This window comes from Simiduia curdlanivorans (genome assembly GCF_030409605.1).
Taxonomy (GTDB): domain Bacteria; phylum Pseudomonadota; class Gammaproteobacteria; order Pseudomonadales; family Cellvibrionaceae; genus Simiduia; species Simiduia curdlanivorans.
In genome coordinates this window covers 705,952-732,420 of the sequence record NZ_JAUFQG010000006.1, presented here as the reverse complement: position 1 = coordinate 732,420, position 26,469 = coordinate 705,952, and the positions used below count along the sequence as shown (strand labels likewise).

The following is a 26,469-nucleotide window of genomic DNA, read 5'->3' as shown; positions in this document are numbered from 1 at the left end:
AATGTTTTTCTTCAGTGCTCGGGAGCGAAGCGGAGACCATCAGCTTAGACGAGAGTGGCTATTGTCGCGCTCATACGAACCAGCCATAGCCAAGATAATGCGTTTTTGCTGTTACTAAAAGCGCATTTTGTATCACGGCATAGTATTCAATTTTTAACTCTAAGGTTCGCCCCTGAAAGCATAGACGCAATTAATTCCCTAGCATCAAATTTTTCCAGCGCCTCGTCGGCGCCAACCTGCTTAGCCTGGCTCACACTGATGGCACTGGAAAGCGACGTGTGCAAAATAATATACGCACCCGCTAACGCCGGAACGTTGCGAACTTCGAAGGTCAGTTCGTAGCCGTCCAGTCCTGGCATTTCGATATCGCTGACCAGAATATCAATGGGGCGGCCTTCGCTAGCTTGCTTCTTCATTATGTCTAGTGCGTTTGAGCCATTGTCCGTTACCAGAAAACTGATGTTGAGCTGATTTAACACATCGGTGAGTTGCTTTCGGGCGATTCGTGAGTCGTCCACCACCAAAATGTTTAACGCTTTCAGTCTTTCTCTTTCTAGGTCGGTAATGGCGACATGGGTGTGGTTGTCGGCGTCGGGATACATTCTCGCAAGCAGCAACTCTATATCCATCAATTGCACCAGTTCGTTATCGACGTTAACTGTGCCGGTAATATAGACGTTTTTTCCTAAGGCTTTAGCCGGCGGTTTGATTTGCTTCCAGTTTGTCTCAATAATTTGGTCTATGCCGCTGACTAAAAAGCCGACGGTTTTGCGCTGGCAGTCAGTAACCAGAATAAATGATTGCTCAATTTTATCCTGGGGAATTGCACCGATACCGATAACTTGAGCCATGTCGATAACAGGAATGGTTTGTTGGCGAATGGTCACTGCACCCATCACACCTGGTTCGGAGTGAATGAGCGGCGTGATCGTTTTATACGGGAAAAGCTCTTTTATCTTCAATGTTCCCAAGGCGAATTGTCGGCCGTTGTGGAGCCGGAACAGCAGTAGACCTTGGGAGTGCTGTGCTTTAGAAGTCACGAATTTATTCCTAGTAAAACCAGTTGCTCAAGCGGCGTTTTGAGATTGCGATAATCGTCGCACGTTTGTGACTAGTTTACCCGATTCTCTCCATACGCGTTGCCATCCAAAAGAAAACAGCTTTATTAGATAGAACACTATAGTCCATTATTCTAGCTTACTACGGTAGGTCACACCGGTGGCGATCGCGGTATTGAATCGCCGCTATTGAAAGCGAATGTTCGAATTTTCGAGTGCCCATAAATATAGGCGCCGAAGCGCCTTTATTTACTGACCTGTCTGCTACCTGTGCCGATTGGAGCCGTCTTGATAGTTTTCATTGTTCAAATACATCTGCAAGCCATATAGTCTGCACGTTTTCCGTCAAACCTAGCGGTTAGCCGCTCCAAAGCATGTAATTATTAAACGGCTGATAGATGATTGCTTATCGTCCATTTCTGTAAGCGTGGTCGCATTGTTACCTAGAATGTAAACCTTAATAACGGAATATTCCTAGATTAATACCTGAAAAAAAAGAGCGCAGAAGCGCTCTTTTCAAAATCTGCCAAGCATACTAGGCATCAGTCTTCCCGATAATTCTCAATACTCGGGCACGCACACACCAAATTCCGATCGCCGTACACGTTATCGATACGGTTTACTGTCGGCCAGTATTTGTGACCTTTTAGGAAGGCTGTTGGGCGTACTGCCACTTCACGCGAGTAGGGTCTGTCCCAGGTTTCTGACAGCACATCTTCTTGCGTGTGTGGCGCGTTGTGTAGTGGGTTGTTGTCGGCGCTGTACTCGCCAGATTCCACTTTTGCCACTTCGTTGCGAATAGAAATCATCGCCTCGATAAAGCGGTCGAGTTCTACTTTGGCTTCCGATTCTGTGGGCTCGATCATCAGGGTGCCGGCAACCGGGAAGCTCATGGTGGGGGCGTGGAAGCCGTAATCCATTAGGCGCTTGGCGATGTCTTCTTCGGTGACACCTGAGGCTTCTTTGAGCGGGCGCAAATCCAGTAGGCACTCGTGGGCGATGAAGCCGTTGCTGCCTTTGTACAGAATGGGGAAGTGCTCGCTTAATTTTTTCGCCACATAGTTGGCGTTGAGCATGGCGTACTCGGTCGCCGCTTTCATGCCCTCGGCGCCCATCATTTTGATGTACATCCAGCTAATCGGCAGAATCGAAGCGCTGCCCCAAGGGGCGGCGGAAATGGTGCCGTTGCTTGGGTCTGTGCCAGGTACTGCGGTTACCGGGTGGCCGGCCAAGAAGGGTGCCAAGTGCGCGCCCACGCCGATGGGACCCATGCCCGGGCCGCCGCCACCGTGTGGAATGCAGAAAGTCTTATGTAAATTCAAATGTGAAACATCGCCGCCGAATTTACCCGGTGCGGCAATACCCACCAGCGCGTTCATGTTGGCGCCGTCGATATATACCTGCGCGCCAATGGCGTGGATCATGTCGCAAATTTCGGTGATGCCTTCCTCGAATACGCCGTGGGTAGACGGGTAGGTGATCATCAGCGCGGCGATTTGCTCGCCGTAGGCTTCTATTTTTGCGCGCAAATCGTTCAGGTCGACGTTGCCTTGCTTGTCGCAGTTCACCACCACCACTTGCATGCTCACCATCATCGCGGTGGCGGGGTTGGTGCCGTGCGCCGATTGTGGAATCAAGCAGATGTTACGGTTGGTTTCGCCTTTTGATTGGAAGTACTTTTTAATGGCCACCAGACCTGCGTATTCACCTTGCGAGCCGGCGTTGGGTTGCAAACTCACGGCATCGTAACCGGTGCAGGCTTTGAGCATATCTTGCAGCTCTTCGAACAGCTGCTTGTAGCCGTCGGCTTGATCGATAGGCGCGAAGGGGTGCAGCTTACCGAACTCGGGCCAGGTGACGGGAATCATTTCCGCCGTGGCGTTCAATTTCATGGTGCAAGAACCGAGCGGAATCATGGCTTGGTTTAAGGCCAAGTCGCGCGATTCTAAGCGCTTCAAATAGCGCAGCATTTCGGTTTCTGAGTGGTAGCTGTTGAACACCGGGTGGGTGAGGTAGGGCAGCTTGCGCTCGAGCGCTTCAGTGATCGGGCTTTCGGCCTTGGCATCGAGGGCGTCGATATCGGTGCTGGCGCCAAACACAGCCAGCAACTTGGCCAAATCTTCTCCGGTAGTGGTTTCGTTTAGGCTGATGCCGAGGCCGTCTGTGCCGACCTTGCGCAGGTTGATTTCGGCGGCGATGGCTTTATCGAATAATGCCTGTTGCTTGCTACCCACTTGCACAGTGAGGGTGTCGAACCAACTACTGTGGGCCAAGGTGAAGTTGGCATCTTTTAAGCCTATGGCCAGCATGTTAGTTAAATGGTGGATGCGCGTGGCGATGCGCTTCAAGCCGTCTGGGCCGTGGTAAATGGCGTAGAAGGCCGACATCAAGGCCAGCAAGACCTGTGAGGTACAAATGTTGGAGTTAGCTTTCTCGCGGCGAATGTGTTGCTCGCGGGTTTGCATGGCCATGCGGAAGGCTTGGCGACCGCGGGCGTCGATGGAGACGCCGATGATACGGCCGGGTGCCGAGCGCTTGTAAGCATCGCGGAAGGCGAAGAAACCGGCGTGCGGGCCGCCGAAACCCATGGGTACGCCGAAGCGTTGGTTAGTGCCTACTACGACGTCGGCGCCCATAGAACCTGGCGACTTGTACAGCACCATGCTCATCAGGTCGGTGGCCACCGTGGCTAGCGCGTCGGCCGCGTGAACCTTGTCGATAATGGCCGTGAGGTCTTTCACTTCGCCCGTGGTGCCTGGGTATTGCAGTAATACGCCGAAGTAATCTTGCTGGTCTAGATCCGTTTCGGGGTTGCCCACTATCACGTTGAAACCGAAGTGCTCGGCGCGGGTTTGCACCACGGCGATGGTTTGCGGGTGGGTGTCGTCGGCCACGAAGAAGTTGTCGGACTTGTTCTTGCGCATCTGGCGTTTGCACATGGCCATGGCTTCAGCCGCAGCGGTGCCTTCGTCGAGCATGGAGGCGTTGGCCAGTTCCATGCCGGTCAAATCCAGGATCATCTGCTGGAAATTCAACAGGCCTTCCAGCCGACCCTGGGCAATTTCCGGTTGGTAGGGCGTGTAGGCCGTGTACCAACCCGGGTTTTCCAACACATTGCGCAACACCACATGAGGTACGTGGGTGTCGTGGTAGCCCATGCCAATGTAGCTTTTGAACACCTTGTTCTTGCCGGCAACGGCTTTCAGGTAAGCCAGCGCCTCGTTTTCGGTCACAGCCGCTCCCAATACCGCCGTGGTATTGGAGCGAATCTTTGCCGGAACCGTTTTATCCACCAGTTCATCGATGCTAGAGACGCCAAGAGCTGCCAACATCTCGTTGGTGTCCTGTGGGTCTGGGCCTATGTGGCGGCCGATGAATTCATGGTGATGGGCAAGCTGGTGAAGACGGCTGGTCATATGATCTACCTGTCGCAATGGCTGCAGTGAAAAGGCTGCTGGGAAAGTGCCAAGTCTAGCAGCCAAAAAGGTGCTCGACTTGGGCGGATTTTAAGGCCGGCATACTAGCAGGAGGTTTCCTAACCAGCAATTCAAATTTCCTATAGGAAACTTTTGTTATTATCCTTGCAGTGGGGAAATTCGCGTGTAGTATCGCACCCATCATCGGCAAAGCCCCCGTTTTTAGCGGCTTAAAGGACGGACATGAGCGAGTTGGAAGCCAAGAAAATGCCTGATCAAACCTCTGTGCTGGAAGTAGCCCGTAAAGACGACGGTAAATTTGTTGAGCCCTTGCAGCTGGGTAAGCGCCTTAAAGAGATTCGCTTGGCCAACAATTTGACCTTGGAAGAGGCCAGCCGGCTAACGGGTTTGGCGCGATCGACCCTATCAAAGATTGAAAATGAGCAAATCTCCCCCACCTTTCAGGCAGTGCAAAAGCTAACCGCCGGTTTGGGTATCGATATCCCGCAATTGTTCGTGCCGCCCCAAGATGGCCCCACGGCCAATGGCCGGCGCGACATTACTCGCAAGGACGAGGGCACGCCGCACCCAACCACCACCTATGAGCACGAGTTGTTGTGCACCCAAATGCGCGATAAAAAGATGGTGCCGTTTAAATGCACAGTGCGCGCGCGCAGCTTCGATGATTTTGAAGATTGGGTGCGGCACGAGGGCGAGGAGTTCATGTTGGTGCTGAGTGGCGTGGTAGAGGTTTACACAGAATTTTACGAACCGGTGAAACTTTCCGAGGGTGACTCCATCTATTATGACGCGCGCATGGGTCATTGTTTGGTATCTGTGTCTAAGGCCGATGCCGTGGTGCTATGGGTAACTAGCCGATAGCGGTAGTTGGTCGCATAAATATGGCGCTTGGTAGTTCTTGGTCTGTGGCCGATTACCGCAAGTGTCGAAAAGGTGTAAGAATTTGACTCAGGGCGGAGTCATGGCAAAGCGTAAGAGAAGGTCGAAGGAGAGGCCGTAATACTATGATTGAGTCGCCGATATTTTGGATAGCTGTAGCCCTTACCCTCGGTATGGGTGTGCGTGGCTTCCTGCAAGGTTTTTCCCACAGCCTATTTCGCCTACAGCTTTTGGTATTGGCACTGGTCATTACCGGGGCTTTGCTGGCGCCGGCGGTGGCGATTACCCGCACTTGGTTTGATTGGCCAAGCTACTTCCACCAGCTGGTGGTGGGTGGCTTGATGTTTGGCTTGTTTTACAGTGCCGGCTGCTCATTGTTAACGCGCATGTTGAAGCCAAAAGCCGAGCCTAAGCCATGCGCTGATAGCGACGTTGATGAAACCGTTGTTAATAGCGCAGACGCCGCCAAGCTTGGTTTTGGTTCGCGCCTGATGGGAATGATTGTCGGTTTGTTGGCTGGTGCGGCTATGGCGGCCATTATCGCGTTTCTGGCCGGAGTAAAGCCTGACTTTGATCAGCTGCGCAAGCATTCGACGCTGCTCGACGAGTCCACCAGCTTGTCCGATTACGGCTATGAGACGGACGCCTTCGACACCCCCTCTGAATTGCCGGTGAGCCAACTGATTAATGCCATCGTGTTGTCGCCGCTTAAAGGGGTGAAGTTATTACAGAAAATTTCCCTGCAGCCAGAGTTCACCCAATTGCTAACCTCGCCCTCGGCTCAACATCTGTTGCTAGATCGCGATGTGTTCGCACTCACCGAAGATCCCACCTTTGATCAGTTGATCGCCACGGCACCGGTAAAAGACCTATGGGCACTGCAGCGCGAGCTGGAAGCCTTAACCGATCGCCAGCTCGAACAGGAGACGGCGGCGCAGTTGGTGGATGCTTATCACCGCATCAACCGAGTGAAATCCCACCCGAGGGTGGCAGAAATGCTGGCCGATACCGAGTTCCGTCGCTATCTACAGACCGCGGATTTGGCATCTCTGACCAAAGATACCCGGGTGCTTGAATTAGGCGATGTGATCATCGGTGCACGCTAGCAGTTATTGCGTCTAAGTTTGCCCTAATTAATATTCCTTGCTTGAAACCAAGCCTAGTGTGAAATTATTGTCATTTGACTGCGGGGTCTGTTACCGCCGACGCTTTCCCCGATAATCTTCGCGTCGCAAATTTGGTGGCCCGCAAGCTGATGCAGGTTGCCCCGCTCATTTTCCTTAAAAGGGTTGGTTAAACCGCCGAGTTTGGCCTATCACTGTAGGGTCTACATCAGGAGTTGTTCATGAAAGCACTCGTTAAGCGCGAAGCCAAAGTCGGTTTATGGTTGGAAGATGTTCCTGAGCCCACAGTCGGCCCCACCGACGTGTTGATTAAGGTAAAACGCACTGCCATTTGCGGCACCGACCTGCATATTTATAAGTGGGATAAATGGTCGCAAAAAACCATTAAAACGCCCATGGTGATCGGCCACGAGTTTGTTGGCGAAATAGTCTCGGTGGGTTCTAGCGTAGTGGACTTCGAGCCCGGCCAAATTGTCTCGGGCGAGGGCCATGTGGTGTGTGGCCACTGTCGCAACTGTATGGCCGGGCGCCGTCATTTGTGCAACGACACCTCCGGTATTGGCGTTAATCGCGCCGGTGCTTTTGCCGAATATGTGGCACTGCCGGCGGCCAATGTGTGGGAGCATCGCCCTGGTATCGATCTCGACGTGGCGGCCTTGTTCGACCCCTTCGGCAACGCCGTACACACTGCCCTGCAATGGCCCTTATTGGGTGAAGATGTCTTGATTACCGGCAGTGGCCCCATTGGCGCCATGGCTGCAGCCGTGTGTAAACACGCAGGCGCACGCCACATTGTCATTACCGATTTAAACGATAGCCGTCTGGCGCTCGCCGCCAAGTTAGGCGCAACGCGCACAGTCAATGTCACCCAAGAAAAGTTGGAAGATGTGGTAAAAAGCTTGGGCATGAGTGAAGGCTTTGACGTGGGTTTAGAAATGTCTGGTAGCCCCGCGGCGTTTAACTCCATGCTCGACAACATGGCCCACGGTGGCAAGATCTCCATGCTCGGTATTCCGGCCGAAGACGTGGCCATTGATTGGAATAAAGTGATTTTTAATATGCTCACCATCAAAGGCATCTACGGCCGCGAAATGTACGAAACCTGGTACAAGATGAGCGTGATGGTGGAAACCGGTTTGGATATCACGCCGGTCATCACTCACCGTTTACATTACACCGAATTTCAAAAGGGCTTCGATGCCATGATCGCCGGCGATGCGGCGAAAGTGATTCTGAGTTGGGAATAAAAAAGCAGCTGACAGTAAACAGCTTACAGCTTACAGCTTACAGGAAGGGCGCGCGCGGGCGCGCAAGGACTTTTCCTGTTAACTTTTTCAGGAAAAATTATGTACGGAAAATTTCAGCAACACTTACAAACTCAGCTGCAAGAAATTAAAGAAGCAGGTTTGTATAAAAGCGAGCGCTTCATTGAGGGCCCGCAGGGCGCGATGATTGCCGTTAATGGCGGAAAAAAAGTGCTCAACTTGTGCGCCAATAATTATTTAGGCTTGGCGCAACACCCGGAGATTCAAGCGGCCTGTGCCGAGGGCTTGAAAACTTGGGGTTACGGTATGGCGTCGGTGCGTTTTATTTGTGGCACCCAGCAATTGCATAAAACCCTAGAGCAAAAGCTCAGTGCTTTTTTGGGTATGGAAGACACCATTCTCTACCCCAGTTGCTTCGATGCCAACGGCGGTTTATTCGAGACGCTGCTGACCGCTGACGATGCGATTATTTCCGACGAGTTAAATCACGCTTCAATTATCGATGGTGTGCGCCTGTGCAAAGCGGCGCGTTATCGCTATAAAAACAGCGACATGGCAGACCTAGAGGCGCAGTTGATCGAAGCCGATAAAAACGGTGCTAGGTTTAAATTGATCAGCACCGACGGTGTGTTTTCCATGGATGGCTATATCGCCAACTTGCAAAAATTGTGTGATCTTGCGGAAAAATACAATGCACTGGTGCACGTGGACGATTCCCATGCCACGGGATTTGTCGGCGATAAAGGCCGCGGCAGTCCAGAGCATTGCGGCGTCATGGGGCGGGTGGATATTATCACTGGCACCCTCGGTAAAGCCTTGGGTGGTTCCAGTGGTGGCTTCACTGCCGCGCGCCAAGAAGTGGTAGACATGCTGCGCCAGCGCTCGCGCCCTTACTTATTTTCTAACACCGTAGCGCCGCCAGTGGTTGCTGGAGCTATCAAGGCGTTGGAATTGGTGCAAGACGATAAGCTGCGTGAACAACTTAAAGCTAACACGGCCTATTTCCGCGCCGGTCTGGAAAAGCACGGCTTCGATCTATTGCCGGGCGAGCACGCCATCGTACCGGTGATGTTATACGATGCTAAAAAAGCTGCCGCGCTGGCAGAAAAAATGCTCGAATTAGGTGTTTACGTGGTGGCTTTTTCTTTCCCTGTTGTGCCCAAAGGCAAGGCCCGCATTCGCACCCAAATGTCGGCGGCCATTACCCAGCAGGAATTGGATATGGCCATTGATGCCTTTGGTAAGGCGAAAATGGCCTTAGGCTTTTAAGCTCTGTTAATACCTGATCATCATTGTGCCGCTCCTTGTTTCGGTGCCGGCACAGTGGTGTCTTCTACCGCCTTGGTAAAGCTCGAACAATCCGCATTTTTTTGGCTTTCGCAATCGCGTAGCTCAAACAGTGCGCGAGCATGTTTCATGGCGTCGCTGCCTTTCACTTCGTAAATCATCATGATGCGGTTGCCCACCCGAATGGTGCTATTGCCGGCGTAAACCTCGTCGAATTTAACGGCTACTCGACCGGCATTTGAGGTTACCCCTAGTGCCGTGCTAAAGGCGAGGTCGTGGTCTGGCCGAGCCAGTACCAGTATATATTTGCGCGAGGCGGTTCGGCCTGTCACCAGTACTTGGTCGTTAATGCGACCCCAGCCGTTCACGTCAGAGGCTCGAATACTGCTCACAGACTTCAGTTCTTCGAAGTGGTAATCGGGTTTAGTGTTTGATTCCGCTTGAGCTAAGTTAAATAAGCAGCTGAGGCTTAAAAGTAGAAACAGATTTTTGACAACAGCCATAGGTGCATCCTTTGTGGTCGACCTGATTTTCGGTTTGAACGTCGCGGGTTGAGGTTTAGAGCCTGTGTAAAGCAGAAAGTTCAAAGGAGGTATGGGTGGCTGAGGGCTCAGTAATACCTTGGTTCGACTTCTACTAAGGGGTAAACTGCGCGGCAAAATTTTAGCCCGGAGTTTTGGCCTCAATGAGTATGATTATAGGATTGTTGGCATTTGTTGCCTTTTTGATGGTGGTGTTCGAGGAGGTCATCCATATTAACAAGGCCAAATCCACCTTGTTTATTGGCACCTTGTGTTGGATTTTAGCTTATTTGTTTCCCATGCATGGCTCCGGCCCAGAGCAGGTATCGGAACAGTTGAATGAAAACCTACTCGAGATTGCCACGCTCTGGTTGTTTTTAATGTCGGCCATGACCTTTGTTGCTTACCTTAACAGCAAGGGCTTTGTTTCGAGTTTGGTGCAGCGGATTCTACCCAACCAGTTACATGAGCGCACCTTGATGGTGTTTCTGGGTGGCTTCGCCTTCGTGTTTTCGTCCTTTGCCGATAACGTCACGGCCACTTTGGTGTCTTTGGCGGTGATAACCAGTTTAAAAATTCATGTGCGCAAACGCCTCAAATACGCCACCTTGGTGGTCTTTGCCGTTAACAGTGGTGGCGTATCATTGATTACGGGCGATGTAACAACGCTGATGATTTTCCTAGCCGGTAAGGTAAGCATTCCCAACTTGCTGTTACTCATAGCACCGTCACTCTGCGGTGTGGTAGTACTGGCCGCGATGATGTCGGTACGCATGCGCGGCAGGATCGTTTTTAGCGGCGAACACCAGCCCTTGGAGTCCAACGATATTGTGATCTCTGGTGTATTCTTAGCGACAATTTTCGCTACGCTTTTTCTCAATGCCTTTTTTCAAATTCCACCGGTATTGACCTTTCTATTTGGTTTGAGCTGCATGTTCTTGGTGGCCCAGTATTTAATGCGCAAAAAAACCAACCGTAATATTTTGAACTATATTCGCGAAATTGAGTTTGAAACGCTGTTGTTTTTCTTAGGCGTTTTGCTCATCGTTGGTATGTTAAAGGAGATTGGCACCTTGAATTACCTGACCGGCATGTACGAAGTGATGGCGCCACAATACGCTAACTATTTGTTGGGCTTGTCGTCGGCCCTGATTGATAACGTGCCATTGACGGCGGCGGTGTTAAAGGCGGATGTCGAAATGGACCTAGCCAGTTGGCTATCTATGACTTACGCCACCGGCGTAGGTGGGTCAATGCTAATTATCGGCTCGGCGGCCGGTATTATTGCCATGAGTAAAGTGAAGGAGCTGAATTTCATTAGCTACTTATCGATGTTTGGCTATCTACTGGTTGCCTATTCTGTCGGCTATTGGCTGACCTTTGTGTTGGCGCACCAAGTGCTGTAATCACAGTTGGTAATAAAAAAAGGGCGCTAGGCCACTGCTGTCCCACAGTTATGTCGCGGGAGAGTTTGGTGCCCGTACTAGCGAACGTCACCCGCATGGATGCGGGTGTTGAGACTACATGGATGTATTCACGTCGTGTCGCTTGTGCGGGCGCCAAACTCATGTCCAAGTATACGCCGAGATGTCGCATCTATTGTGAGGCTTAAAGCCTAACGATAGTCATATCGTTTTTGTGGGACAGCAGTGGCTAGGCGCCCATTTTTTTTGTATTGCATCAGTCGAGCGGAATGCGCATGACCACGCCGCCCATAATATCGCCGAGTTTGAAATCGGTTTTAGGGCTGTCGATATGATCGTTGTGGCATTTGGTGCAGGCTTCAGACACGGCCATGTCGGCGTATACGGCGGTGAAGTATTTCTTGCCGCCTAGCTCTTCAGTGCCATAGAAGTTTTTACCCAGGTTGGTTCTAACGAATGTTAGCCCTTGTGCTTCCATCGGGGTTTTGGGCGAGTTTTGTGAGTTGATGGGCCATTCTGATAGCAGCGCATAGGTGAAGCCTGCGTTCTGCTTGGCGACGCCCTCGGCACCCATGCGCAACATTTGCGCGGGCAGCGGTAGCGCAGATTCTTCTTTCCAGTGCTCGTCGGCAGTGATGACTTCGTCTTCATTCTGCAGGCGATTGACCACTTGCGTGGTATAAACAGCGCGATCTGAGGCGATGACGGCGTAGATGGCGTCAGCCATGCGCTGCGGGGTGATCTCTGCATGAGCTATGCCGCTACTCAATGAGGCAAATGCAAGAGAGGCTATCAATAATTGCTTGTTCATGTTGGTGACTCCTTTTCCTAGTGTTGGCCTTATTAATTACTGCTTCTTTCGTTGCTCGATCCTATCGCGCACGAGGTCCATGCTACTGTGATGGCCCTCTAGGCTATTGGAAAAATTCGATTGTATTTGCGCTTCGCTGGCCAGCGCTTCGAGTGTAAATTCCACACCATGGCAATGACTGCAAACGCTGCGAATCATTTTACTGTTGGGTTGTAAATTGGCATTTTGGTTGTGTTCAGCGTGAACCTTTTTGCCTTTTTTCAGGCGTGGCATATGGCAGGTTGCACAGCTAACGGCTTGCTCTACTGGCAAGAGGCCGTTTTGACTATCGCGCCAGAGTTGCCCGTGTTTCGAGTTGTAAAAATTCGCCGAATGTTCGTCGTTATGACACGCTAAACAGGCGTCGGTCGCGGCAAAGGTTAAGTCGGGTTGATGTGGATCGTGGCAGCTGACACACGTGTTAACCCGTTGCATTGCATCTTTATGCATAGGTAAGGTTGCCAGTGTCGGCGACATGGGCGAAAGTTGGCCACTTAGCCTATCTGCTAGGCGCATGCCATGTTTGCCCTGTTTAAAACTTTCATTTTGTTTGATGTGGCACTCGACACAGCTATCGATGGTTAACGCGGTGCCCTTCGATTGCCAGTTTTCGTTTTGGCTGTGGCATTGTGTGCAGTTAACATTGGCAATGGCGTGGTGACTCAGTGCCCACTGGCTAACAATTTTTTGGTTGCTATTTTCTAATGGCGCATCGGCGTCTTGTTGTTGCAGAGCTGGGGTTTGTTTGTTTTTCTTGGTCCACTCAATTAAACCAGTCAGCGCCGGGATTTTGGGCTTTTTACCCAGTGCAGGTTCATTGGCATGTTTGCGGAGGAAGTTTTCGTACAGAGCGGTGTTGTCGTGATAGTTGTGACAGCCAGAGTTAGTGCAGGTTTCAAAACCAAAGTCTTTATGGCTGTCGCGCTCTTCGGCGATATCTTGATGGCAGTGAGCGCAAAAATCTTTTGCTAAGGTGACGCCGTAAGCCCGGGTGATTTCCGGTTTGTGCTCTCGATGGCAGCTCACACATTGGGTGGCATCTAGGTGTGACAGTAACTCGGCATTTCGTGGGTCGGTGAATTTTGACTTGGGGTGGGTGTCGCTAAACTTGTCGAGTGCATCCAAATGGCAAGATTCACAGGCATTTTGCATAACGGTTGCGTCGGAAAAGCCTTCGCCATGGCAGCTGGTGCAGGCCATTTCTATTTGATGATGGCCGTGCGTGGGCGGGCCGGAAATAAAAACGCGCTTGTCGCCCAGCCACAAGTTGTAACCGAGAAATCCCGAAAGCAGCGCAGTGATAATCAGCCCGTAATGCCAAAACCTGAAATTGTAATTAGTCATATTATTAGAAATAGTAAACCGCCAGTATGTGGTAACTCAGCAGCGCTGGCAGCATCCATAAAAGTGTGTAGTGTACGCGCGACCACCAAGCGCGGTGCTCGCGCAGCTTAAGGTCGGTCCAGTGATGGTTTCTAGCCATAAACACGCCTACTAATGAGCCTGTTAGTGTTGCCGAGAGAAAAACCACCATGAGCACGAAGTTCATATTGTGCCCCAAGCGCATGCCGGTATGGATCATCAACATCACCAATGCGATAACACCGATAATGGAGTGAACGTAGCGCCAGTCGTCGAGATGGCCCACATTGAGTTTTTTCCAGCGCTTTCGAATGGATATCCCAGCAGCTAATAAGCTGAGTAGAAGCAGGCTGTAGCCGCTCACTTGCTTCCAAAAATTATCGAACCAGAGCTTTTCCAATTGCCAGTTAACCTGGCTGCTTTCGCCAATGCCGATGGGATTGAGCAGCACCGTTGCGACCATCAGCGCGATGGCGAGAATGGAATACCAGTAAATGGATTTGTAATGGCGCATCACCAAATTTTGTGTGGGCGCATCAAGCATTTCTGCCAGCAAGGGTTTACAAGACCCGCAGGTAACGCCGGCATTGGTTGCGCTGCATAAACTGTCGATTGTTCGGTTACCAGATTCCATGGCTTTGGTTAGCGCGCCACGAGTGACGTTTTCACAGAGGCAGACGATATATTCTTCCGGCTGATCTTTAATGTGGGTGGGTTTGGGATCGTCCCATAGCACCCCTGTCTGTTCGAATTGCTCGAGGCTTTTGGTTTTAATCCGAGTGCAAGCCGCGTACGCCTGCTGTAGTTGAGCTAGTTCGATCCAGTTGCCGATGTAGATGTAGCCCACGAGCACCTGATTGTGGAGAAACAGCTTACGGTAAATGCCTTTCAATCGATTTGCGTAAACAAAGGTCTCGCAGTCTGCATCGGTGACCTTACCGATAAGGGCGCTCGATTGGCTGCCGAATTTCAATTTGATGTTAGTGTTGCTACCGGTATAAGGCAGCGCGTTGCCCGCGACATGGGTGCTCATAGCCGTAACTTGCTCAAACCCAGGTGCGACTAAACCATAGGTTCTGCCCTCATGTTCCGAGCACTCGCCCACCGCGTAAATATAGGGGTCGCTGGTTTGCATGACGTCATTGACGAGAATGCCTTTGTTGGTCGCTAGCTCGGCGCCATCTGCCAAGGCCTTATTTGCCGTAACGCCGGTGCAAAATACTACGGTATCGCATTCGATAATTCGGCCGCTGCTCAGCTCTACACCGATAACGTGGTCGGTGCCGAGAATACTTTCTGTGTTATCGCCTTCGATGACATAAATGCCGGCGGTTTGTAGGCTGTCTCCGAGAATCTCTTGCGCTTTTCGATCCAAGGAGGGGTCCAATAGGTAATTTCTTGCCTGTAGATAAACGCGGTTGTCGCGGGTTTTCATGCCGATGGCGGCTTCGATACCGAGAGGGCCAGAGCCAATAATGTAGACGCCGTGCCCGTGCTTTTTTCGGGCTAATAAGTTGTCTGTGTCTTCGAGCGTTCTGAAGGTAAAGGTGTTGGTTAAGGTGTTCCCGAGTATAGCTGGGAAAACCGCTTTGGAGCCTGTGGCGAGTATGAGCTTGTCGTAGAAATAGCTCTGGCCATATTGGTCGACAATCAGGCGATCTTCTTTATTGATGGCAACGACCTTCTTGCCGAAATGGTATTCGATGTCGTCTTCGAGTTCAGTTTTAGTGGGAAGTGTGAGCGCGTCCCGCGAAATTTCGCCGTATAAATAGAGGGATAGTTGAACGCGGTTATAGGGTGCAGACGTTTCTTCGCCGAAAACCAAAATGTTGTGACAAGGGTTTTGCCCCTTTAGCATTCGGGCGGCACGAATACCGACGGGCCCGGTGCCAACAACAATGATGTTGGTGCAATCAGTTTGACTGCCCGAGGCTTTGGGTCGACCGCTAGGCTGTGCTGTAGGCCGAAGTTGGTTTGCGTTTTCCATGTCACTCACTGGATAGTGGGTTAATACAATATATCGCGCAAGAAATAACAGACCGCCCTTGGGCGAGTTCAATTTTTCTGATCCAGTGCGGCTTAACTCCGTAAATTGTTCAACAACAACGGTGCGTAAGCCTGCGCGCCGTTAAATCAATCTACTGATTCCATTCTTATAGTTATGCTGGTTTTTACCTGACTAGCTGGCAGGGCCGGCACCCTGTGCCGGCAGTGTCGGTGCCGCTACGCTTGATAGAGTGAATATAGGTCGCGCTCTTCCGATTGAACTCGACGGGTTAAGGCTTCGCCAATAGCGGTATAATCTTTCTTAAACTGCAACTCCATAGCCGCGGTAAATTGCCCTTTGCCGTAGCGCTTGCAAAAGCCGATTACCGCATTGGCGATATCATTCATGTCTGATCGAAATTCCTTAACCACGGCTAGAGTATGCTTATCGCCACCCAATGATTGTTCAAGGTAAACGTAAAATCTTACATTTTCTTTAAGCAGGTGACCTTGAAAGAGGGATTTAAATTCTCCCAGAATTCGAGATAGTTTGACGTAATTCTTTTTGTCGAAGCCTTCATCCCACATTTTTCCATAAAGTTCGACAAGCTTTGAGTGGTCGGCTTCAAGTGCAGCAATCAAGTTTGGGTCGTAAGGAATAGACGTGGTGCCCGGTTTTGGTGCTTCGGCAAGTTTTGGTGCTTCTTGGGGCGCGCTGCGACCTGTGAAAAAATCAGAAATAAATCCAAACATAGATAGCTACCTTTTGTGTCTTTTTGTTTTGAACTGCATGCACAAACCCAAATGCCGGCTAGGCCACTTGGCTGCTATCCCTATTAGTGCTCTTGTACTACATGTAGAACGAAGCTCATTATCTCCGTAGTGCAATTCTGTGCAAGGGCGGAGTATAACCCCAGCCGAGATAATGTGTGAATCAGTTCTAGAAAATCAAGTTCTACTAACAGTTTTAGCTCTAAAGAAAGCGGTTTTTTTAGCGCCGTGCTCGTCATTAACACAAACAAAAAGATTTAGACGACGATATATTAATTTAGACGACTAAAAAGCATTTTAAAGTCCTCTAATTAACTATATGTGTAATTTCGAACGGAGACGGTGGTTTTTTAGGCTGTTTTGTGCAGATGGTGATTGAAATAATTCCCGTTGCTTATTAGGACAAAGAAAATCTCACTCAGGTTGGTTCATTCGTACCATTTTGCCTTTTTGCTGGCTTTTAAATGAAAAAGGGCGCCTCAGCGCCCAGTAAATTGAATGATTACTCAAAGTTGCATGGCTTTGGTTTCAATAAACTCATGCATGCCTTCATCGCCAAATTCCCGTCCGTTGCCCGACTGTTTGTAACCACCAAAGGGCGCCAAATAATTAAAGCTTCCGCCGTTAACATAGCATTGCCCTGCGCGCAGTTGGCGCGCAATGGCGACGCCGCTGTCTTTGTCCTTGGCGAATACGCCGCTGGATAAACCGTAAGGCGTGTCGTTGGCGATATCAATGGCTTGCTCAAGGGTGTCGTAGGGAATCATACACAGCACTGGGCCGAAAATTTCTTCGCGGGCGATGGTCATTTGATTGTTAACATCGGCAAACACCGTGGGGCGAACATAAAACCCCTTGGTTAAATGTTCCGGCATGTCCGTGCCGCCGGTAACCAGCCGAGCACCTTCAGCAATGCCTTTTTCAATAAAGGACAATACGGTTGCCTGTTGCCTAGCCGAAGACATTGGGCCAACGAATGCGTCTTCGCCGCAACCTACCGTCAGAGATTCGGTGTGTTTTTTCGCCAGCGCTACGGCTTCTTCGTAGCGACTCTGGGGTACTAGCATACGGGTTAGGGCGGTACAGGTTTGTCCCGTGTTGATCATCACATCGTCGATGCCGTATTTTACGGCGGCGTCTAAGTCTGCATCGGCGGTGATTATGTAGGGTGATTTCCCGCCGAGTTCCTGGGTCACTCGTTTTACGGTTTCAGCGGCGGATATTGCAATCATCTTGCCGGCGCGGGTGCTGCCGGTGAACGATACCATGTCCACTTGCGGGTGGCTGCTGAGTGCTGCGCCGACAATTGGTCCGGCGCCAATAACCAGATTAAACACGCCCGCAGGGACGCCAGCGTCGTGCATGATTTGCGCCATCACCAAATCCTGTAATGGCGTTTGTTCGGACGGCTTTATCACGATGGTGCAGCCAGCCGCTAAGGCGGGCGCGACTTTGCCGACAAATTGGTGCAGCGGGTAATTCCACGGGTTGATGAATCCGCATACGCCCACGGGCTCTTTGACAATGAGTGAGTTGCCGGCCTCTCGGGTCTCTTCCATCTTGAAGGCGCGCTCGGCGAAGTTAGCCATCGCAAAAGTTGGGCCCTTCACTTGCAAGTCGGGCGTCAGGTGTTTGGGGCAACCCATGGCGCTGCTGACGGCGCTCACTAATTCGGCCTGGCGCTCGGTCATTAACGCGGCAATTTTGTTGATAATGTCGCAGCGTTGTTTGGCGCTGGTGCTGGACCAGCTAGGAAAGGCTTTGCGCGCCGCCGCCACGGCGCGGTCGACATCCTCGGTGTTGCCCATGGGCACGCTCGCAATGGTTTCCTCGGTGGCCGGATTGATCACCGCGAAGGTTTCCTTGCCGAGGGCTTTGACCCATTTGCCGTCGATATAAAAACTGTCGTAAACCTTCATGAAGCTACTCCTTCTTTAACCGGATATTAATGCGCTAAAGCCTAGTCGCTTTCGGTGCCGCAGACTATGCCCCAAAGATGTCAGCTTACGCTTACTGGCGTTGCGGTTAAAAACGATTTAGTCTGCTAAACCTATTCCATTTATGCATGAAGTGGTGCCAGATGCGAGGTCAGTTACCGTCAACCGCCAGTTTGCAGTGTTTTGTCTCGGTTGTTGAATTAGATAATGTCACCAAGGCCGCCGAACACCTCTGTCTTACTCAGAGCGCGGTGAGCCGGCAGATCAAGCAGTTGGAGGAGACCTTAGGTCAGACCCTGTTTGAGCGGGTGCGCCAACGCTTGCGCTTGACCCCGGTAGGGCAGCGCTACTATCAGCAAATTGCCCCGCTACTGCAGCTAATGTTGCAAACCACCGAGGAGGCGCGCCAGTTTCGACCGGGGGTGCAATTGGTGCTCGGCATTGAACCCGCTTTGGCCAGCCATTGGCTCTTGCCAGCGCTTGCCAGCTATACCGATTCGCACCCAGATACCAGTATTCACTTGATGACAGATATACATAAACTCTACCGGCGGCAGTTGGCGTGCGATCTGTCTATTGTTTTTGGCCAGGGCGATGGGCCGGGTATGCGGGTCGATTATTTGATGGGCGACGAGTTGGTGGCCGTGGTAAGCCCGCGGTTGTTGACCACCTGGGGGGCAATTGATAACCGCGAGCAGTTGCAGCGCTACCCCTTATTGCACCACACCAGCCCCGAGTCCTCGACCGCCTATTGGTGGCGTCAAGCCGGGCTGAGCGCCCAAGCCATTGGGCGCTTACCGGGCCAGCGCTTCGAAACCTTTCCCTTGCTGTTGCAAGCGGCGCTGCAAGGCATGGGCGCGACGGTATTACCTTGGTATTTTGTTGCCGACCGGATTCAACAGGGCGAGCTGTGTCAGCTTGGTGAGCGGCTTCCCTGCGACGGCGGTTACTACCTCTTATCAGACGTCGATGTGGCCGATCAGAGCCCGGTGGGCGAGTTCCGACAGTGGTTGGTGCAATTGGCGCATAATGCGTGATTTGGCGCTGACAACCATGCTAAGGTACCTTCGTTCTATGTACATAGTTCTATGTAGCTGTCTCAGGTGGACGTAGATTCACCTTAAGTTAGGGTCGGTTAACGGCTCGAGCTGATATAACAATAATCAGAGCAAGCAACGAGAGAGAGTGCCATTGCAGCAGCCAACAGCAGAAGGCGGCAGTCAGTGCGAACGCGATGTAGTGAGTGGGCGTGCACATGACCAGCAGGTAGCCGCGATTTTCGAACAGTACAGCGCCATGCTGAAGCGATACATGTGGTCTAAAGTTCGCTCGCAAGAGGATGTGGCCGATCTAATGCATGAAACCTATGAGCGGTTTCAGCGCCATAGGGATCGGATCGAGCTCGCCACAGCAAAAAACTTCCTGTTTACCATTGCCCGCAACCTAATCATTGATCGCGTGCGCCATAAGCGCGTCAGTGAGGTTGACCAAGATGTGGACGTGGAGCAGCTGTTAGACCCGCTGCCGACACCGGAACAGCAGGTTATCGACGCCGAGGCTGTCAAAGCCTTGAATAGCGCAATTGAAAGTTTGCCGAGCCAGTGCCGGCGGGTTTTTGTGATGCGGAAAATACATCAATTGTCACAAAAAGATATTGCGGAAAAGCTGAGCATATCCGTAAGTACTGTTGAGAAGCATATTGCCATGGGTATGAAACAGTGCCGGCAGCGCCTAGTAAAGCCTCTTGGCTAAGCATGAATTACGCGATAGCTAGAAAGGCCTCATTAACAACGATAACGAAATAGCATGATTCAACTTGTTCACAATAACGATATCGCACAGCAGGCGAGTATCTGGGCAGAGCGTCAGGCCGACGGCTTGGACGCCCATCAAGCGCAGCTTTTAAGGCAGTGGCTGGAAGCCGATGTTTGCCATCGCCTAGCGTTTAAACAGGCGCGGGAAGACTGGCTCCAAGTGCAAGTGGCGGTGCAAAATTTAATGGCTGCGCCGAGTGTGCAGTCTCTACCGGTGCGCGCGTCCATTGTGTTAGACAGGCCAGCGGAGCCAGTTCAGCGCCCTTGGTTGCGGGTAGCATCGTTTGCTTTTTGCTTATTTGCGATGAGTTTTTGGATACTTAGCCCTGACGTTCAAACCGGTATTGGCGAGATTAAAACGGTCGAGCTGCAGGATGGCAGCAAGCTGACCTTAAATGCCAGTTCGGAAGTTGATATAGCGTTTACCGAGGCCGAGCGGCGGCTAGTACTGCGCAGTGGCGAAATATTCATCGACGTCGCTAAAAATCCCGATCGCCCCTTAATCGTAGAAACAGCACGGGGCGAGGCCAGGGCTGTGGGTACTGCATTTAATGTCAGGTTGCGCGATGACGCGGCGTCGGTGTTAGTGACCGAAGGCTTGGTGGACGTGACCGGTAAGGTTGGCGAGCCACAGCGTTTGGCCGCGAACCAGAGCATTAAGTTGGCCGATCAGATTGGCTTAATCAATGAGCGGCGCAGCGAAGATGTAGTGGCAGCTCTGGCCTGGCGCGAGCAGCGCTTGTTTTTTAGCAACGTCGCCTTGGCGGAGTTTGTCGAAGAAATGAATCGCTATAGCTACCAGCATATGGTGATTGTCGATTCAGAGCTGTCTTCGGTGCGTGTGGGTGGTGCCTTTAGCACTGGCGATACACCTGCTGCGGTGAGTATGTTAGAAGCTGGTTTTGCCGTAAAAGCGGTTCAATTAACGCCATTATTGACCTTGCTCTATCGTTCTGCGCCAGACGCGGTAGAATGATCTGAAATGCAACAGTAGGTAGGCTTTTAGTCGCACCTGCTGCCAGCGGTATAACCCTAAAAATAGACACCGTGAACCTGTCAATCTTGCTTCGAATTGTTCAAGCGCGCATGCCTTTAACCCTATTGCGCATGGCACCGCGCGTTTTGCTGTTGTTTTTGCTGTGGTCGCCACTGGGCAGTGCCGCGCCGCATCAGTTTAGCCTGCCATCTCAACCCTTAAGTGACGCCTTGTTGGCCTATGCAGCCCTGGTGCCAGATGTGCGCCTAGTGTTTAGGCCCGAGCAACTGGCGGGTTTAACCGCCGGTGCCGTCATAGGTCAATATGAACCCGTAGCGGCCCTGGAAATGTTGCTCGCCGGCCAACCTTTACGTAAACGCGAGCTCGAGCCCAATACCTACTTACTTGAGCCTTTACCCGTAGCAACGGTTGCGCCTTCAAAGGCGGCAGTAGCAAGGCAGAGCCGCGACGATGTCGGCGCAGATGCTGCTGACTCGCTGCCGATTATCGAGGAGTTGGTCACCATCGGCACCCGCAGTCGCACGCGCAAGCTGCTGCAGTCCACTGTGCCCATCGATATCGTGCACGGTTATTCACTGTCTCGCTCGGCGCCAGCGTCGCTCGGCGAGCAGCTGCAAAGCCAAGCCCCTTCCTTTAACTTTTCTCGCACTATGGTGAGTGACGGCGCCGATTTAGTGCGCCCGGCCACCATGCGCGGCATGAACCCAGATCAACTGTTGGTGATGATAAATGGCAAGCGTCGGCACCATCAGGCGCAGATCAATATTCAGCAGGTGGTCGGCAGAGGCTCCTCGGGGGTCGATATGAACGCCATTCCAACGGTGATGCTCGAGCGGGTTGAAGTGTTGCGCGACGGCGCCAGCGCCCTGTATGGCTCGGATGCTATTGCGGGTGTGTTGAATCTGGTGCTGAAGAGCGGCCAGCAAGACCCTGAATTGAACGTGCAATACGGTCAAACCCACGAGGGCGATGGCCAGTCGTTGATCAGCAGCCTTGCCGGTGGCTTCGATCTGGGTGCAGATGCGAGTGCCTTTATCGCCTTGGAAGTGCAGGACAGGGCGGCCACCAACAGAGCCGCCCCGGATCAGCGCTTTGAGCCCGCGCGAGTCAGTATGCGCATTGGCGATACTGAGCAGCAAAGTTGGAATCTATTTGGCAATGGCCAATGGGCGTTGAGTGAGCAGCTTGAAGTCTATGGCTTTGGTGGCAGCGCGCGGCGCGCGGGGTTGTCGGCGGGCTTCTATCGCGGTGCTGGCGCCAGCGATGGCACCGCGCCTGTCAGCGCTAGGTATTTGCCGGGTTTAGACCCGGAAGGCTTTCTACCGCTGCAAAGCACCCGCTCCGAGGACGACAGCGTCGCACTGGGCGCTGTGATCGAATTGCCAGAGGCGTGGAGCCTAGATATCAGCTCGAGCTGGGGTGAGAACCGCTTTATTCAGGGCACGGATTATTCTGTCAATGTGTCACTGGGCGAGCAGACGCCCACCAGCGCCACTAATGGCGAGCTCAAATACAGCCAGCTGCAGCATGCGGTGGTGGCGAGTGGCTTGGTGGATGCCTCAGGCCTAGAGGAGTTATTGGTGACCGGCGGCGCCGAGTGGCGGCGGGAAAATTACCAGATAACCACGGGCGAATTTGCCTCTTATGCCTATGGCCCCGAGGACGACTTTAGCCTGTTTATTCCCAGCCCCATCGACCCATGCCCCACAGAAACCGGTTTAGTGTGCGCCGACGGTCAGGCGAGAAGTCGCGCCCAAGCGGGCATGCAGGCTTACCCAGGTTACCGCTTGCCGGTTTCAGATCAACGCGACAGCATGGCTTGGTTTGTCGAGGCAGAGATCGATTTCGATGAGCGTCTGGCGATTGCTTTGGCTAGCCGATGGGAAAGCTTTGGCGATGTGGGTCGCACCCTCAATGGCAAGTTGTCATTGCGTTATCAACTAACGCGCGCATTAATGTTGCGCGGTGGGGTGGCCTCTGGGTTTCGAGCGCCGGGCATTAACCAGCGCAGCTTTACCCACGTGATCACCAATATTGGCCCGGACGTGCTCACCAATACGCTACACGCCGCTGAGGACAGCGAAGTGCTAGAGGCGTTGGGGGTGGCGCCCTTGGCGGCTGAGCGCTCAAAGCATGCCAGTATTGGCGCTATTTGGCAGCCGGTGCAGGGGTTGTCTCTGAGCTTAGATGGCTTTCACATTGATGTGGCCGATGCCATAGCGCTGAGTGATGTGATTGCCGCAGAGCCGGGCGCCTGTTTGCCCAACTGCGCGTTTGCACAGGCCTTGGCGGCGCAGGGAAATAACATTGGTGCCGTGCAGTTTATGTATAACGCCATGGATACGGTCACCACCGGCTTCGATCTGGTGGCGCGTTATCAGTGGCGCCACGATTGGGGCCAGACCCAACTTTCACTGCTTGGGCATTACAATCGAACTCGGGTTTTAACCCTGCATGGCCCGCAAGGCTTTGCACCAAGCGAGCTGTATTCTGATGCCCAGGTGATGCTGACTGAACAGGGGCAGCCCCGGCGCCGCCTCTTGTTGAGCGCCGACTGGCAGTACGCCAGCTGGTCTACAAGTGTGAGGCTGAATCGTTTTGGCTCGGTTAAAACCAGCTATTTCACCGAGGCGGGGCTGGGCGTCGACCTGCCAGATGTGGACGAAACCTTCCACAAGTCGGGCCGTGCTTGGTTGTTGGATGCCGATATTTCCTACCGCTTCAATGGCGGTTTTTCAATTTCACTCGGCGGCAACAATTTGCTCAATACCTACCCAGAGCCCTTAGCCAAGCCCAGTTTGTTAGGCGAGATAAGCGGCAACAGCTTTGTATACCCTTGGGAGTCCTCGCCCTATGGTATTAATGGCGCCTTCTATTACGCTCGTGCGGTTTATCAGTTGTGAAATATATGTCCTAATTTTTCTGTGTCTGTTAGTGTTTTTGTCCTAGTTTCTCTTAATTGGTTTCTCTTTTTATAATTGTTTGATTTGTTCACTCATTTATCTATAGCGGTTTTTTGTCCGGATTTCGTATGGAGTCATAGTGGTGAACTATTCTCACATGGGTAGTTTTACCCGTAGGACTAATAAATAAGATAAAAATTATCTCACTGGGAGAGATACTATGAGACACAAGCACCTGTTTACTTCACTGTCTGTCATTGCTTTAGCGGGTAGTCTGGGCACGCCTTTGGCTGTGGCGCAATCAACGGATATGGATTTACTTGAAGAAGTTGTCACCGTCGGGTCTCGTACCAAAGCGCGTTCAGCCACGGATTCGCCAGTGCCAGTGGATGTGATCAATGCCGATGAGCTGGCGAAGTCGGGTAGTAGCGACATGCTCGAGCTGCTGAAGGGCACCATCCCGTCTTTTAATGTTCTCTCGCAGCCCATCAGCGATGCGGCATCCATTATTCGCCCCGTTAACCTGCGCGGATTGCCATCAGACAGCACCCTAGTTCTAGTCAATGGCAAGCGTCGTCATCGTTCATCGGTGATTGTTTTCCAAGGCGGTGGTTTAAATAAAGGTGCGCAAGGGCCTGATATATCGGTTATCCCCAGCATCGCACTTAAACAAATTGAAGTGTTGCGCGACGGAGCTGCGGCTCAATATGGTTCGGATGCCATTGCTGGGGTGATGAACTTCGTGCTTAAAGATGATGCCGAGGGCGGTAGCGTTGAGGTGAAGTACGGACAATACGGTGAAGGTGACGGAGATACCACAACTATAGCGGCCAACATCGGCATGCCACTTACCAGTAGTGGTTTTGTAAATGCCAGCCTGCAGTGGAACCAAGCGGATGACACTGTGCGCAATGGCCGCTCTTCGCAGAATGTCACGCTTGAAGCTGCGGGCGTAGAGAATGTGCCAGATCCTGCTTATATCTGGGGTTCACCAAAGATAGATGATGACGTCAGTTTTTTTGTGAATGCCGGCTTAGAGTTGGGCAACGACAGCGAGGCTTATCTATTTGGTAATCATGCAACCCGTAGCGCTGATGGTGGTTTCTATTACCGTAATCCAAATAATCGTCAAGGTGTATTTACTTGGGACCCTGATGGTGATGGTCCGTTGATAAATCAGCGCCTGATTGCAAACGTGGATGGCAATTGTAACTTAGCCACAGGTCCAGTTGGTTCGGGTAACCCAGATACTGATCCGTTATTGGCGGCAATTATTGCTTCCGATAGTTGTTGGTCTGTCAATGAGTTGTACTCCGGCGGTTATACACCGCGCTTCGTTGGCACCGTTACCGACAGCGCGTTAACAGCGGGTACACGAGGCACCTTCCAGGGTGGCTTCATGAATGATTGGTCCTACGATTTCAGTGCTGGTATCGGTCGTAGTGAAAGCAACTTCGGTTTAAATAACACGCTAAACCCCTCCATGGGCCCAGATTCACCCACTAATTTCGATACCGGTTCATATATTCAGCAAGAAAAAACTATAAACATAGACTTCTCGCACCAATTCGGCGATACCAGTGTCGCCTTCGGTACTGAGTGGCGCGAAGACAGCTTCCAAATTGTTGCCGGCGAAACAGCGTCGTGGAAGGCTGGGCGCTACGCTGAATTGGACAATGTGATCTCCGGTGATCCAGACCCAACGAATACCTTGGCGGTATTTACCGTTGGTTCACACGGTTTCCCTGGTTTCCACCCAGATTCAGCAGGCTCTTTTGAGCGTAACAACTATGCGCTTTACACCGATATTGAACATCAAGTTACCAGTGGTTTATTGATAGGCGGTGCATTGCGCTATGAGGAATTCTCCGATTTTGGCGACACCCTCAACTACAAGTTAACGTTTAACTGGTCGCTGACCGATGATTTCGCCTTCCGCGGTTCAATGGGTACAGGTTTCCGTGCGCCAACCGTCGGTCAAACCAACGTCGTTAACTCTCAAACCACTAATATCGAAGGTTTTGGATTAATGAACGTTGCCACCTTGGCGCCAAGTCATCCCGTCTCTGTTGCTTTAGGCGCACAAGCGCTGACGCCTGAAGAATCGGAGAGCGTTACCTTAGGTTTGGTGGCTGGTTTGGGCGATGTAGATCTGACCATCGATTTTTATCATATTGAAGTCACCGATCGTATCACCGTAACCGATTCTAAATTATTAGATGACGCTACTCGTGCCACCTTGCCGAGCGATATGCCTGCAGCTGATTTAGTCGGTACCTTGACCCACTTCAACTTCTTCACCAATGATTTTGATACTACTACTCAAGGTGTTGATATAGTCGCGACTTACGGTACGGATTTGTTCGGTGGTTCTGCCGACTTCTCAATGGCTTACAACTACAACGAAACAGAAGTTGATAGCTATACCATTACCAGTGCGTGGGATGTGCAGCGCTTGGAAGAGGAGTTACCCAATCACCGAGCTAATATCAGCTGGGCGCAGTACTGGGGTGACTTCTCTGGTTTCTTGCGCGCTAATTACTACGGTGAGTATTTGGCTATTCACGCCGATGACTCTTCGGATGCAATTAAAGGCGATCCAGCTGTAACCATTGATTTAGAGCTGGCTTACAACATCAATGAAAATTTCACAATTAAAGCGGGTGGAAATAATATTTTTGATCAGGAGCCAATGCGTTATACCGGTGCTAATGGTAACCCATCGCCTTCTTGGTCTGGTGCTTACTACTATGAAACATCGCCATTCGGTATTAACGGAAGTTTCTATTACATGAAAGCAAGTTACAGCTTCTAAACAAACACGTGTGTTTTTGTAATACGGATGGACGCCCGT

The 26,469-nt window shown here is 51.7% G+C and carries 18 protein-coding genes; 10 read left to right on the top strand and 8 right to left on the bottom strand.

Going from position 1 to position 26,469, the window contains the following annotated elements; all coding sequences use genetic code 11:
- Nucleotides 1-146 precede the first annotated feature (146 nt).
- Together QWY82_RS17030 and gcvP are read right to left on the bottom strand one after the other, a co-directional pair.
- A complete protein-coding gene (locus QWY82_RS17030) occupies nucleotides 147-1,040 on the bottom strand; it encodes a chemotaxis protein (protein ID WP_290264805.1) in 894 nt (297 codons plus the stop codon).
- Nucleotides 1,041-1,600: 560 nt separating this feature from the next.
- Entirely contained in the window at nucleotides 1,601-4,474 is a 2,874-nt protein-coding gene (gene gcvP / locus QWY82_RS17025; RefSeq protein WP_290264803.1) for an aminomethyl-transferring glycine dehydrogenase, read from the bottom strand.
- Nucleotides 4,475-4,717: 243 nt separating this feature from the next.
- Here gcvP and QWY82_RS17020 point away from each other — a divergent pair, with 243 nt between their 5' ends.
- The 4 genes from QWY82_RS17020 to QWY82_RS17005 all read left to right on the top strand — a co-directional run bounded on the left by QWY82_RS17020 (nucleotide 4,718) and on the right by QWY82_RS17005 (nucleotide 9,032).
- The gene (locus QWY82_RS17020; protein WP_290264800.1) at nucleotides 4,718-5,356 is read left to right on the top strand and encodes a helix-turn-helix domain-containing protein; all 639 of its coding nucleotides are present in this window, start codon (nucleotides 4,718-4,720) and stop codon (nucleotides 5,354-5,356) included.
- Nucleotides 5,357-5,499: 143 nt separating this feature from the next.
- Nucleotides 5,500-6,480: a hypothetical protein gene (locus QWY82_RS17015; RefSeq protein ID WP_290264799.1), complete on the top strand. Its 981-nt coding sequence runs from the start codon at nucleotides 5,500-5,502 to the stop codon at nucleotides 6,478-6,480.
- Between the two features lie 239 nt (nucleotides 6,481-6,719).
- The gene (gene tdh, locus QWY82_RS17010; RefSeq protein ID WP_290264798.1) at nucleotides 6,720-7,745 is read left to right on the top strand and encodes an L-threonine 3-dehydrogenase; all 1,026 of its coding nucleotides are present in this window, start codon (nucleotides 6,720-6,722) and stop codon (nucleotides 7,743-7,745) included.
- Nucleotides 7,746-7,844: 99 nt separating this feature from the next.
- Nucleotides 7,845-9,032 carry a glycine C-acetyltransferase gene (locus QWY82_RS17005; protein WP_290264796.1) on the top strand — a complete coding sequence of 396 codons (1,188 nt, stop codon included), beginning with the start codon at nucleotides 7,845-7,847 and terminating at the stop codon, nucleotides 9,030-9,032.
- A 20-nt stretch (nucleotides 9,033-9,052) separates the two neighbouring features.
- Here the strand turns inward: QWY82_RS17005 and QWY82_RS17000 are convergent, their stop codons facing one another.
- Nucleotides 9,053-9,553 (bottom strand): DUF6491 family protein, encoded by a 501-nt coding sequence (locus QWY82_RS17000; protein ID WP_290264795.1) that lies wholly within the window; start codon nucleotides 9,551-9,553, stop codon nucleotides 9,053-9,055.
- A 182-nt stretch (nucleotides 9,554-9,735) separates the two neighbouring features.
- Here QWY82_RS17000 and nhaD point away from each other — a divergent pair, with 182 nt between their 5' ends.
- Nucleotides 9,736-10,977 (top strand): sodium:proton antiporter NhaD, encoded by a 1,242-nt coding sequence (gene nhaD, locus QWY82_RS16995; RefSeq protein WP_290264793.1) that lies wholly within the window; start codon nucleotides 9,736-9,738, stop codon nucleotides 10,975-10,977.
- Between the two features lie 274 nt (nucleotides 10,978-11,251).
- Here the strand turns inward: nhaD and QWY82_RS16990 are convergent, their stop codons facing one another.
- The 5 genes from QWY82_RS16990 to QWY82_RS16970 all read right to left on the bottom strand — a co-directional run bounded on the left by QWY82_RS16990 (nucleotide 11,252) and on the right by QWY82_RS16970 (nucleotide 17,883).
- Nucleotides 11,252-11,806: a Tll0287-like domain-containing protein gene (locus QWY82_RS16990; RefSeq protein WP_290264792.1), complete on the bottom strand. Its 555-nt coding sequence runs from the start codon at nucleotides 11,804-11,806 to the stop codon at nucleotides 11,252-11,254.
- 36 nt (nucleotides 11,807-11,842) lie between these two features.
- Entirely contained in the window at nucleotides 11,843-13,189 is a 1,347-nt protein-coding gene (locus tag QWY82_RS16985; protein WP_290264790.1) for a cytochrome c3 family protein, read from the bottom strand.
- 4 nt (nucleotides 13,190-13,193) lie between these two features.
- A complete protein-coding gene (locus QWY82_RS16980; protein WP_290264788.1) occupies nucleotides 13,194-15,194 on the bottom strand; it encodes an FAD-dependent oxidoreductase in 2,001 nt (666 codons plus the stop codon).
- A 236-nt stretch (nucleotides 15,195-15,430) separates the two neighbouring features.
- Nucleotides 15,431-15,946, bottom strand: a complete 516-nt coding sequence (locus QWY82_RS16975) for a hemerythrin domain-containing protein (protein ID WP_290264787.1) — start codon at nucleotides 15,944-15,946, stop codon at nucleotides 15,431-15,433.
- Between the two features lie 524 nt (nucleotides 15,947-16,470).
- Complete coding sequence (locus QWY82_RS16970) at nucleotides 16,471-17,883, bottom strand: aldehyde dehydrogenase family protein (protein WP_290264786.1); 1,413 nt, start codon at nucleotides 17,881-17,883, stop codon at nucleotides 16,471-16,473.
- A 161-nt stretch (nucleotides 17,884-18,044) separates the two neighbouring features.
- Here QWY82_RS16970 and QWY82_RS16965 point away from each other — a divergent pair, with 161 nt between their 5' ends.
- From QWY82_RS16965 to QWY82_RS16945, 5 genes are all read left to right on the top strand, one after another.
- Nucleotides 18,045-18,938, top strand: coding sequence for a LysR substrate-binding domain-containing protein (locus QWY82_RS16965; RefSeq protein WP_290264785.1), 894 nt, complete (start codon nucleotides 18,045-18,047; stop codon nucleotides 18,936-18,938).
- Nucleotides 18,939-19,086: 148 nt separating this feature from the next.
- Nucleotides 19,087-19,653 (top strand): RNA polymerase sigma factor, encoded by a 567-nt coding sequence (locus tag QWY82_RS16960; protein WP_290264784.1) that lies wholly within the window; start codon nucleotides 19,087-19,089, stop codon nucleotides 19,651-19,653.
- Nucleotides 19,654-19,707: 54 nt separating this feature from the next.
- Nucleotides 19,708-20,691, top strand: a complete 984-nt coding sequence (locus QWY82_RS16955; RefSeq protein WP_290264783.1) for a FecR family protein — start codon at nucleotides 19,708-19,710, stop codon at nucleotides 20,689-20,691.
- Between the two features lie 71 nt (nucleotides 20,692-20,762).
- Entirely contained in the window at nucleotides 20,763-23,615 is a 2,853-nt protein-coding gene (locus tag QWY82_RS16950; RefSeq protein WP_290264782.1) for a TonB-dependent receptor, read from the top strand.
- 220 nt (nucleotides 23,616-23,835) lie between these two features.
- Nucleotides 23,836-26,430, top strand: a complete 2,595-nt coding sequence (locus QWY82_RS16945) for a TonB-dependent receptor plug domain-containing protein (protein WP_290264780.1) — start codon at nucleotides 23,836-23,838, stop codon at nucleotides 26,428-26,430.
- The last annotated feature ends 39 nt before the right edge of the window (nucleotides 26,431-26,469 follow it).

Bases quoted from the DNA above. Each gene is read 5' to 3' on its own strand.
- gcvP (WP_290264803.1), bottom strand. From the start codon at position 4,474: ATGACCAGCCGTCTTCACCAGCTTGCCCATCACCATGAATTCATCGGC.
- QWY82_RS17020 (WP_290264800.1), top strand. From the start codon at position 4,718: ATGAGCGAGTTGGAAGCCAAGAAAATGCCTGATCAAACCTCTGTGCTG.
- QWY82_RS17015 (WP_290264799.1), top strand. From the start codon at position 5,500: ATGATTGAGTCGCCGATATTTTGGATAGCTGTAGCCCTTACCCTCGGT.
- tdh (WP_290264798.1), top strand. From the start codon at position 6,720: ATGAAAGCACTCGTTAAGCGCGAAGCCAAAGTCGGTTTATGGTTGGAA.
- QWY82_RS17005 (WP_290264796.1), top strand. From the start codon at position 7,845: ATGTACGGAAAATTTCAGCAACACTTACAAACTCAGCTGCAAGAAATT.
- QWY82_RS17000 (WP_290264795.1), bottom strand. From the start codon at position 9,553: ATGGCTGTTGTCAAAAATCTGTTTCTACTTTTAAGCCTCAGCTGCTTA.
- nhaD (WP_290264793.1), top strand. From the start codon at position 9,736: ATGAGTATGATTATAGGATTGTTGGCATTTGTTGCCTTTTTGATGGTG.
- QWY82_RS16990 (WP_290264792.1), bottom strand. From the start codon at position 11,806: ATGAACAAGCAATTATTGATAGCCTCTCTTGCATTTGCCTCATTGAGT.
- QWY82_RS16985 (WP_290264790.1), bottom strand. From the start codon at position 13,189: ATGACTAATTACAATTTCAGGTTTTGGCATTACGGGCTGATTATCACT.
- QWY82_RS16980 (WP_290264788.1), bottom strand. From the start codon at position 15,194: ATGGAAAACGCAAACCAACTTCGGCCTACAGCACAGCCTAGCGGTCGA.
- QWY82_RS16975 (WP_290264787.1), bottom strand. From the start codon at position 15,946: ATGTTTGGATTTATTTCTGATTTTTTCACAGGTCGCAGCGCGCCCCAA.
- QWY82_RS16970 (WP_290264786.1), bottom strand. From the start codon at position 17,883: ATGAAGGTTTACGACAGTTTTTATATCGACGGCAAATGGGTCAAAGCC.
- QWY82_RS16965 (WP_290264785.1), top strand. From the start codon at position 18,045: ATGCGAGGTCAGTTACCGTCAACCGCCAGTTTGCAGTGTTTTGTCTCG.
- QWY82_RS16955 (WP_290264783.1), top strand. From the start codon at position 19,708: ATGATTCAACTTGTTCACAATAACGATATCGCACAGCAGGCGAGTATC.
- QWY82_RS16945 (WP_290264780.1), top strand. From the start codon at position 23,836: ATGAGACACAAGCACCTGTTTACTTCACTGTCTGTCATTGCTTTAGCG.